The following is a 9,618-nucleotide window of genomic DNA, read 5'->3' as shown; positions in this document are numbered from 1 at the left end:
TTTCCTGATCAGCGCAAAATATAACATGGCCACGGCCTATATCGTGGGGTTGGTCGAAAACGGGGAATATGGCGTTGCGATCGCCTATTCCTCGGTTCTGATCCTTGTGATGATCACCGTGATCGGCGGGTTTCAATTGCTGGTGGGTGACCGCCGCATGCGCCGCCGCGAAGATGATTCCCCCGCCCCCACCCTTGCAGAGGAAACGCCCACATGACCGAAAAACGAGGTGCGGTCGAATTCCGTGCCGTGCGCAAGAACTTTGGCATGTTCACCGCGATTCCCGAATTGTCGCTGTCCATCGAGCCGGGCGAATTGGTTACCCTTCTTGGGCCGTCAGGCTGTGGTAAAACGACAACCCTGCGTATGCTGGCCGGGCTGGAAAGCCCGACCAAGGGGCAAATCCTGATCGGCGGGCAGGATGTGACCCGCCTGCCTGCGAACCGGCGTGACGTTTCCATGGTGTTCCAGAGTTACGCGCTGTTTCCGCATATGTCCGTGGTGCAGAATGTCGCCTATGGGCTTGAGGCGGGCGGCGCGAAAGCGGCCGAGGCCAAGGAACGCGCCGCCGATGGGCTGGAGCTTGTGGGGCTTTCCGGGCTGGGCCAGCGGCTCCCGGCCGAGCTGTCGGGGGGCCAGCAACAGCGGGTCGCGGTTGCGCGCGCGCTGGTGCTTGAACCGCAGGTGTTGTTGCTGGATGAACCCCTGTCCAACCTTGACGCCCGCCTGCGGCGCAAGGTGCGCACGGAAATTCGCGAGTTGCAGCAGCGGCTTGGTTTTACCGCCGTCTATGTCACCCATGATCAGGAAGAGGCGCTGGCGGTGTCGGACCGGATCGTGGTGATGAAAGAGGGCCGCGTGGCGCAAATGGGCAGCCCGCGCGAGTTGTACGAGGCGCCGGCGTCGGAATTCATCGCCGATTTCATCGGTGAGGCGAATGTGGTCGAGGGGCGGGTGATTGCCGTTGATGGCGATACGGCACAGGTCGAACTGGGCGGTGTCACGGTGCCCCTTCCGTCGCGCGGGTCACGGCCCGGCCCGGCGCGGGTGTCGTTTCGCTCCAATGCGGCGCGGGTGCTGAGCGATGGGGCCGGGGTCAGCGGCACGGTCGCCTCTTCTGCCTATCTGGGCGATCATGTGGAATATGAAATTGACGGCCCCCTGGGGCGGATTTTCGTGGTGGACGCTGAAAGCGATGTGCCGTTGCCCGCAGGCTCTGCGGTGGTTCTCGATCTGCGTCCCCGTGGTTTGGCACTTATCCCGGAGGCCCCGTGACCGACACTGAATTGATGATCGCCCGCCAGCGTTTCGCCGAAAAGATCGCGGTTGAGGCGGGCGCGCTGGCGCTGGATTATTTCCGCCGTCGCGATGCCCTGGTGATCGAAACCAAACGCCATGTGACCGATCTTGTCTCCGAGGCGGATCGTGCGGTTGAAACCCTGATCCGCGACGCGCTGAGCGAGGCGTTTCCCGATGATGCGCAATTGGGCGAAGAACACGGGCTAAGCGCGGGAACAAGCGGATTCACCTGGGTGATTGATCCGATTGATGGCACCGCGCCTTATCTGAACGGCTTGCCCGGGTGGTGCGTGTCGATTGGCGGGTGCGATGACCAGGGGCCAGCCCTTGGCGTGATCTTTGTCCCGGTTCTGGACGAGATATTTTCCGCCGCAAAAGGGCAGGGCGCCACGTTGAACGGCGCGCCAATCAAGGTGGCGGCGGGCGATTTGCGTGCGGGCCTGTTGGGTGTCGGCGCGAACGACCGGGTGCCGGCGGCGCGGGTGGGTCAGATGCTGACCGATCTGTTGGCGGCGGATTCAGCCTGGGTCCGGTATGGTTCAGGTGCGCTGATGCTGGCCTGGGTCGCGGCGGGGCGGTTGGTGGGATACGCCGAACCGCGCATGTCGGCCTGGGATTGCATGGCCGCTTATTGCCTGATCCTTGAGGCGGGCGGTCAGGTGCTGCCCTTTCCCGATGGCGCGGGCCTTGTGCGACCGGCGCCGGTTTTGGCGGCCTGCCCGGGGGCCTTTGGCGAACTTAGCGAAATCTGTGCCTTTGGCAGCGCGCCGGATTGGTAACAGCCTGACGCGCAGGGCGCTGTCAGATGCGTTTGCCGGACGTGGCATCAAAGAAATGCAGATGCTTTTCGGGCACTGACAGGCGCAGGATTTGCCCCGCCGAGTCGAGCCGATGCACGCCCGGTATGCTGGCCGTGAAGGGGGCATCTGCGCCCTCAAGCCGCCCGTGCAGCAAGGTGTTGGCGCCCAGCGGTTCGGCCAGATTGACGCGCATGGTCAGTGCGCCGTCAGCATCCTTGTGCAGATGTTCGGGCCGCAGCCCCAGCTTGCAGGCGCCTTCTCCGGTGTGGGGTGTCGGCAATGACACGCCACCGCCCAGATCCACGCGCCCCCCGCCAAGGGTTGCGTCCACCACGTTCATTGACGGGCTGCCGATGAATTGCGCCACGAACACCGTCGCCGGGGTTTCGTAAACCTCAAGCGGCGTGCCGATTTGTTCTGCCACCCCGTCGTGCATCACGATCATGCGGTCGGCCATGGTCATCGCTTCGACCTGATCATGGGTGACGTAAAGGGCGGTAACCCCCAGACGCGCCTGCAATTCCTTGATTTCAAGGCGCATTTGCACCCGCAGTTTTGCGTCAAGGTTGGACAGGGGTTCATCGAACAGGAATACGGCAGGTTCACGCACAATGGCGCGGCCCATGGCGACCCGCTGTCGCTGGCCCCCCGACAGGGCGCGCGGCTTGCGATCCAGATAATCGGTAAGCTGCAACAGTTCGGCGGCTTCGGCCACCTTTTCGGCGATTTTCTCTTTCGGCATCTTGGCGATTTTCAGGCCATAGCCGATATTCTGGCGCACGCTCATATGCGGATAAAGAGCATAGTTCTGGAACACCATGGAAATGTCACGCTCCATCGGTTCGCGGTCGTTCATCCGCTGCCCGCCGATGCGCACCTCGCCGTCGCTGACGGTTTCAAGACCCGCCACCATACGCAGCAGGGTGGATTTGCCACAGCCCGACGGGCCGACAATGACGATGAATTCGCCATCAGCCACATCGACGCTGACGCCTTTGATCACCTCGACCTTGCCAAAGCGTTTGCGGATATTCTCAAGTTCGACGGTCGCCATTATTTCTCGCTATCCACAAGTCCACGGATGAAAAGTTTCTGCATCGACAGCACCACGATGATCGGGGGGATCATCGCCAGAATCGACGTTGCCATGATGACCGGCCAATCGGCAAGGTCATCGCCCGACGGGAACATCTGTCGAATACCCATGACCACGGTGTTCATTTCCGGGTCAGTGGTGATCAGCAGCGGCCAAAGATATTGGTTCCAGCCATAGATGAACAGGATCACGAACAGCGCGGCAATGTTGGTGCGGCTCATGGGCAGCAGGATGTCGATGAAAAACCGCATCGGGCGCGCGCCATCCACCCGCGCCGCCTCGGCCAGTTCATCGGGCACAGTCAGGAAAAACTGCCGGAACAGGAATGTCGCCGTGGCCGAGGCGATCAGGGGCAGGATCAGCCCGGAATAGGAGTTGAGCATCCCGAACCCGGCAACCACCTCGTAGGTCGGGACGATCCGCACCTCGACCGGCAGCATCAGCGTGAGAAAGATCAGCCAGAAGAACACGCTACGCCCCGGAAACCGGAAATAGACAAAGGCAAAGGCCGACAGCAGCGAGATGATGATCTTGCCCACGGCGATTCCGATGGCCATGATCAGGGAATTGCCGATCATCGTCAAAACCGGCACGTTCACCCCGGAAAACAACGCCTTGGTGTAATTGTTCAAAAACTCGCCACCCGGCCAGACCGGCATTGGGGGGCGGGCGATGTCGACCTGCGTGACGGTGGAGGCAACAAAGGCCAGCCAGATCGGAAAGAACACGACCAGCACGCCCAGCACCATCACCACATGGCTGACCCAGAGGCCCGCGCCGCGTTTTTCGACCATGCCCGTGCGTTCGGCCATCAGTAATGCACCCGCTTTTCGATGAATTTGAACTGCACCACGGTCAACAGCCCGACGACAACCAGCAGCACCACGGATTGCGCCGCCGACGACCCCAGATCCTGACCGACGAATCCGTCGGCATAAACCTTGTAAACAAGGATGGTCGTCGATTGTTGCGGCCCGCCACCGGTGATGGTGTGGATTACGCCAAAGGTTTCGAAAAAGGCGTAAATCACGTTGACGATCAACAGAAAGAACGTGGTGGGCGACAGCAGCGGCAGCACGATGGTAAAGAACCGCCGCCAGAAATGCGCCCCGTCAATCGCCGCCGCCTCGATCACCGATTTCGGCACGGCCTGAAGCGCGGCATAAAAGAACAGGAAATTATAGCTGATCCGCCCCCAGGCCGAGGCAACAACGACAAGGCCCATGGCCTCGGTTCCGTTCAGCACATGGTTCCAGTCATAGCCCAGTTTGCCCAGATACCATGACACGATCCCGACGCGGGTGTTGAACATGAACAGCCACAACACCCCGGCCACGGCAGGGGCGACGGCATAGGGCCAGATCAACAAGGTGCGATAGGTGCCCGCGCCCTTGACCAGACGGTCGGCAACCACGGCCAGAAACAGCGCCGGTATCATCGATGCCAGTGTGACGAGGGTGGAAAATATCGCCGTCGTGATGAAGGACGACAGGTAATAGGAATTGGTGAACAGGTATTCAAAGTTGCCAAGGCCAACCCATTGCATCGACAACCCGAACGGATCGGGAATGAACAGCGATTGCCAGATCGCCTGCCCCGCCGGATAGAAAAAGAACACCGCCGAGATCAGCACCTGAGGCGCGATCAGCAGCAGCGGCAAGGCCCAGCCTTTGAAGATAACCCGTTTTTCCACCCGTTCCCCCGGAGAATTCGGAAAATACCGGCCCAGAGCAGAACGCGCCCCGGGCCGGATTTACGCCTAGCCTGCGGTGCGCTCGAACCGGCGGAGCAGTTCATTGCCCCGCTTGACGGCGGAATCCAGTGCCTCTTGGGCGGTCTTGTCCCCGGCCCAGACGCCCTCCAGTTCTTCGTCGATCACGGTGCGGATCTGATCGAACGATCCCAGACGGATGCCTTTGGAATTTGCCGTCGGCTGATTCAGGGTCATCTGTTTAACGGCCACATCGGTGCCGGGGTTTTCCTCATAGAACCCCTGTTCGCGGGTCAGATCGGCAGCGGCGGTGGTGATCGGCAGGTAACCGGTATCCTGATGCCACTGGGCCTGAACCTCGGGTGAGGACAGATAGTTCAGGAATTCGGCAACGCCTTTGTATTCCTCATCCGATTGCCCCGCCATAACCCAGAGCGACGCGCCACCGATGATGGTGTTCTGCGGTGCCCCTTCAACATCGGCGTAATAGGGCAGGGGGCGGATGTCGAAATCGAACTGCGCCTCGGCCTTTACACCGGCATATCCGGCAGAGGATTCGGTGAACAGCGCGCAATCCCCGGCGCGGAAATTGGCCCCGCCTTCATTGCGCCGCCCGGCATAGAGGAATTTGCCGTCCTTGGCCCATTGCCCCATCATGCCGATGTGTTTCACCTGAAGCGGGGCGTTGAACTCCAGCTCAGCATCCAGCCCGGCAAAACCGTTTTCCTGACTGGCAAAGGGGACGTTGTGATAGGCCGACAGGTTTTCCAGATGTACCCAGCTTTGCCATGCGGTCGTGATGCCACAATCCTGCCCGCCATCCTTGAGCTGGGTCAGCACTGCATCGACCTTTTCCCATGTGGAAAGATCGGTGTCGGGATCGACGCCCGCCTTTTCCAGGGCATCGCGGTTGACATACAGCACCGGCGTGGAGGAATTGAACGGCAGTGACAGCATCTTGCCATCGGTGGTGGTGTAATATCCTTTTACCGCGCCGATATAGGCGTCGGGGTCGAAATCAACGCCCGCGTCTTCCATCAGTTGGTAAACCGGTTTCGTCGCGCCCTTGGCGGCCATCATCGTGGCGGTACCCACTTCGAATACCATCAGGATGTCGGGCTGTTCGCCTGCGCGGAAGGCGGCGATGCCGGCGTTCAGGGTTTCGGAATAATTGCCCTTGCTGGTCGCGGTGACCTTGAACTCCGACTGTGCGGCGTTGAAATCGGCAACCTGCACATCGACCAGTTCGGCCAGACGACCGCTGAAGGCGTGCCAGAATTCGATCTCGGTCTGCGCCATCGCCGTCATTGGCGTCAGCGCGATTGTCGCGGCGGCCAGCGCGCCCAATTCAAAATGTCTCATATTATTCTCCCAGTTTGTCCGGCGCTGCGAGTCAGGCCCCGTTCGCCGATACGATGCCCACAGGTTACGAGGATATGCGTGTTCTGCAAGCGAAGTTTTTGTAACAGTTTCATCCGGTTGCCGCGTCAGGCATATATTCCCACATGAATGTCGCCATTGCGGTCGGCCCAGGCGCGATACATGCCAGAGCTGTTGAACGGCAGGCAGATATTGGCCTTGCGATCAATGGCAATCAGCCCGCCTGATCCGCCAACCCGGCCAAGTTCGGCCACCACATCGCCCGATGCCTTGGCAAGATCCTGCCCGGCCCACCGCATGCGGGCATCAATTTCGTGGCCAACGGCATAGCGGATGAAATGTTCGCCGTGCCCCGTGGCCGAAATCGCGGCGGTCGCATCATCGGCCCAGGTTCCGGCGCCTATCACCGGGCTGTCGCCCACGCGCCCCGGCATTTTGGCGGTCATGCCACCGGTTGACGTTGCCGCCGCCAGATGGCCCGCGCGATCCAGCGCCACGGCGCCCACGGTTCCGTGCTTGCGCTCGGGGTCGTTGTCGTCGGGCAGGCCAAGGTTGCGGCGCTGCATTTCGGCATTCAGGGCATTCAGCCGCTTTTCGGTGCCAAACCATTCAGGTGGCATCGATTCAAGGCCGGCCCCCTCGCAGAACCGCCGCGCGCCATCCCCCGCCAGAAAGACGTGTTCCGTCTGTTCCATCACGGCACGGGCCGCCAGAATGGGGTGCCGGGGGCCGCAAATGCCCGAAATGGCGCCACAGGCACGGGTTGCACCATCCATGATGGCGGCGTCCATTTCGTGGGTGGCGTCGGTGGTGTAAACCGCGCCGCGCCCCGCGTTGAACAGCGGGTTTTCTTCCAGCGCCATCACCGATCGGGTGACCGCATCCAATGCGGTGCCGCCATCATGCAGCACACCCAGCCCCGCCGTCAGACAGGCCCGCAATCCGGCGCGATAGGCGTCTTCCTGTTCGGGGGTCATGGTGGATTTCAGAATCGTGCCGGCACCACCGTGCAGCGCGATGACAGGGGTATGGTCGGTCATGGGGGCTCCTTTGGGGATCGTTTGATGCAGCTTAGGTTATTGACGGGCTTGCAACCAGTCGCTTAGCAGTGGGCGGGGTGTTGCGTCGCGCCCCTCCACCGCTGTTGCGGCGCACAGGGCGTTCAGGATTGCTTCTTGTGTGGCTTCGCAGGCGGCGCGAAACATATCGTCGATGCGGCTGTCATGCAGGCGGTGCTGGGGCAACACCTCGGCTTTGGGTGCATGGGGAATGCGGTTGGCGGTGGTAAAGCCCACAACCACGTCGCCGCTGCCATTGCCCCAAAAGGCGCCCAACCGGGCGATTCCGGCCCCGGCGCGCCGACAGATGCGGTGCAACTGGCGCTGGTCCACCGGCATATCCGTGGCCAGCACCACGATGATCGACCCCTGTTCAGGCGCCCGCGCCACGCGCGGATCGGGGCGGCGGCCATCGGGCAGGATCAGATCACCGGCACGGCCGAAATTTGCCAGAACCAATGCGCCAAGATGGCAGGTTTTGCCGCTGATCGTCACCATGCGCGATGCGCTGCCGATGCCGCCCTTGAAGCCAAAACAGGTCATCCCCGTGCCGGCCCCGACCGACCCTTCGCCAACCTCCATGCTGGCGCAATCCAGCGCGGCGTCGGCGTCGGCCTCGGTCACCGCCATGGCCTGAATGTCGGACAAGGGCCCGTCGTTGCATTCGCCAACCACCGCGTTCACGGTTGAGGTCTGGCGCCCGATGTCGGGGTTTTCCGCCACCGCCCGCCGGATCAGCGCATCAACACAGCGCCCGACGCCAAAGGTGTTGGTCAGCAGGATCGGCGTTTCCAGCGTGCCCAGTTCTGCCACCTGCATCAGGCCCGCGCTTTTGCCAAAGCCATTCACGACCTCGACCGCCGCCGTTAGTTTGGACTGAAACAGGTTGCCCGGCTGGGGGATGATCGCGGTGACACCCGTGTTGACACTGCCATCGCGGATGGTGCGATGGCCAACGGTAACGCCCGGCACATCGCTCAGGGAATTGCGTGCGCCCCTGGGCATGATGCCCGGTGCCGTTGCAAGATCACGAAAGCGGGGGGTGTGGTGTGTCATTCGATCATCCCATCTCACAGGCCGGCGGCCCGACGGTAAAGCGGTTGCAGGGGCGGGTGGCCCGGTAATGACGCCGGTACAAGGCGTGGGCAATAGGTCGCGCAGAATGGGGGCGAATGCAAATACCGGAAATATCAACTTGCGAAACTGATACATCAACCCTAGGCTTTGGGTGCTGACCCATGTGATCGGCCGCGTCGCCTGTTTCAGGGCCGCGCCGTGATCGCCGGACGTCAGCCTGAAAAGCCAAACTGGCGTAGGGGGAGTTTCGCGCATGTCTTCAATCAACCGTCGTGATATTATGGCCGCAGCGGCCGCTGTTACACTGGCATCTTCGCTGGCCCTGCCGGGCTGGGCGCAAGACATGCCTGAAATCGAATTCCTCTATTCGCCCTTTGCCGATTATGCGCCGTTCTTTGTGGCCAAGGATCTGGGCTATTTCGATGAATTCGGGGTCGATGTGACGCTTTCACCCAAGGGTGGCACCGCCGAAACCATCCAGTTGCTTGCCTCTGGTAACGTCGAGGCAGGGGCCGCAACATGGGGCGCCAGCCTGTTCAACGCCCTTGATCGCGGGGCCACGGTTGCCATCATCGCAACCCTGGCCCGGATGCCCGACACGGTGCCGTCGCCTTCGCCATTCATGGTGTCGCAGGATGCCTGGGATACCGGCATCAAAACCGTTGCCGATCTCAAGGGGAAACGCGTGGGCATTCCCGGCCCCGGTGGGTTTGGCATGTATTCCGTCGCCAAGGCGCTGGAAACCGGCGGGTTGACCGTTGATGATGTCGAGGCGGTTTTCCTGCCGCCCCCCGCCACCGCCGCCGCCTTTGCCAACGGCGCCCTTGAGGCGGGCTGGAGCATCGAACCCTTTGCCCATCAGCTTGTGAAACAGGGGTTGGGCCGGCGGCTGGTTGATGACCACACCTTTGGAACCGAGCTTGGCTTTATCGCGTTCAATCAGGATTTTGTCACTGAAAACGAAGATGCAGTGGTGGCCTTCATGGCCGGCTATCTGAAAGGTGCCCGCGAATTGGATAATGGCGGCTGGAAGGATGACAAGATCGTCGAAATTGTCGCGGCCTATACCGGGACGGAACCCGAAACCCTGCGCGGCATTCCCTATACCATCCGCCCCAAGGATGGCGCCATCGACATGGATCTCGGTGCGCGAGCAAGAGGCGTTCTTTCGGGCGCGCGGCGCGCTTGCCTATGAAG

General features: G+C 61.6%; 10 protein-coding genes. 4 read left to right on the top strand and 6 right to left on the bottom strand.

The window, feature by feature from the left end; translation table 11 throughout:
* The 3 genes from AC0L7P_RS19370 to AC0L7P_RS19360 form a co-directional block, all read left to right on the top strand.
* The coding region (locus AC0L7P_RS19370; protein WP_473435781.1) for a hypothetical protein at positions 1–217 on the top strand (217 nt) is incomplete at its 5' end.
* Positions 214–1,275, top strand: a complete 1,062-nt coding sequence (locus AC0L7P_RS19365) for an ABC transporter ATP-binding protein (RefSeq protein ID WP_473435780.1) — start codon at positions 214–216, stop codon at positions 1,273–1,275. The genes AC0L7P_RS19370 and AC0L7P_RS19365, both read left to right, overlap by 4 nt.
* A 14-nt stretch (positions 1,276–1,289) precedes the next feature.
* Positions 1,290–2,078, top strand: a complete 789-nt coding sequence (locus tag AC0L7P_RS19360; RefSeq protein WP_473435789.1) for an inositol monophosphatase family protein — start codon at positions 1,290–1,292, stop codon at positions 2,076–2,078.
* Positions 2,079–2,100: 22 nt separating this feature from the next.
* Here AC0L7P_RS19360 and AC0L7P_RS19355 read toward each other — a convergent pair whose 3' ends face one another.
* The 6 genes from AC0L7P_RS19355 to AC0L7P_RS19330 form a co-directional block, all read right to left on the bottom strand.
* A complete protein-coding gene (locus AC0L7P_RS19355; RefSeq protein ID WP_473435779.1) occupies positions 2,101–3,153 on the bottom strand; it encodes an ABC transporter ATP-binding protein in 1,053 nt (350 codons plus the stop codon).
* A complete protein-coding gene (ugpE, locus tag AC0L7P_RS19350) occupies positions 3,153–3,989 on the bottom strand; it encodes a sn-glycerol-3-phosphate ABC transporter permease UgpE (RefSeq protein WP_473435788.1) in 837 nt (278 codons plus the stop codon). Before ugpE ends, AC0L7P_RS19355 begins: the two co-directional genes overlap by 1 nt.
* 17 nt (positions 3,990–4,006) lie before the next feature.
* Positions 4,007–4,888, bottom strand: a complete 882-nt coding sequence (ugpA, locus tag AC0L7P_RS19345; RefSeq protein WP_473435778.1) for a sn-glycerol-3-phosphate ABC transporter permease UgpA — start codon at positions 4,886–4,888, stop codon at positions 4,007–4,009.
* Between the two features lie 66 nt (positions 4,889–4,954).
* Positions 4,955–6,268, bottom strand: coding sequence for a sn-glycerol-3-phosphate ABC transporter substrate-binding protein UgpB (ugpB, locus tag AC0L7P_RS19340; protein ID WP_473435777.1), 1,314 nt, complete (start codon positions 6,266–6,268; stop codon positions 4,955–4,957).
* A 125-nt stretch (positions 6,269–6,393) separates the two neighbouring features.
* Complete coding sequence (locus tag AC0L7P_RS19335) at positions 6,394–7,326, bottom strand: isoaspartyl peptidase/L-asparaginase family protein (RefSeq protein WP_473435776.1); 933 nt, start codon at positions 7,324–7,326, stop codon at positions 6,394–6,396.
* A gap of 36 nt (positions 7,327–7,362) precedes the next feature.
* Positions 7,363–8,400: a DmpA family aminopeptidase gene (locus AC0L7P_RS19330; RefSeq protein WP_473435775.1), complete on the bottom strand. Its 1,038-nt coding sequence runs from the start codon at positions 8,398–8,400 to the stop codon at positions 7,363–7,365.
* Between the two features lie 274 nt (positions 8,401–8,674).
* On the opposite strand from AC0L7P_RS19330, the gene AC0L7P_RS19325 reads away from it, so the two are divergent.
* A complete protein-coding gene (locus tag AC0L7P_RS19325) occupies positions 8,675–9,616 on the top strand; it encodes an ABC transporter substrate-binding protein (protein ID WP_473435774.1) in 942 nt (313 codons plus the stop codon).
* The last annotated feature ends 2 nt before the right edge of the window (positions 9,617–9,618 follow it).

This window comes from Oceaniglobus sp. K40-3 (assembly GCF_055808395.1).
This window is presented reverse-complemented; position numbering and strand designations above follow the sequence as displayed.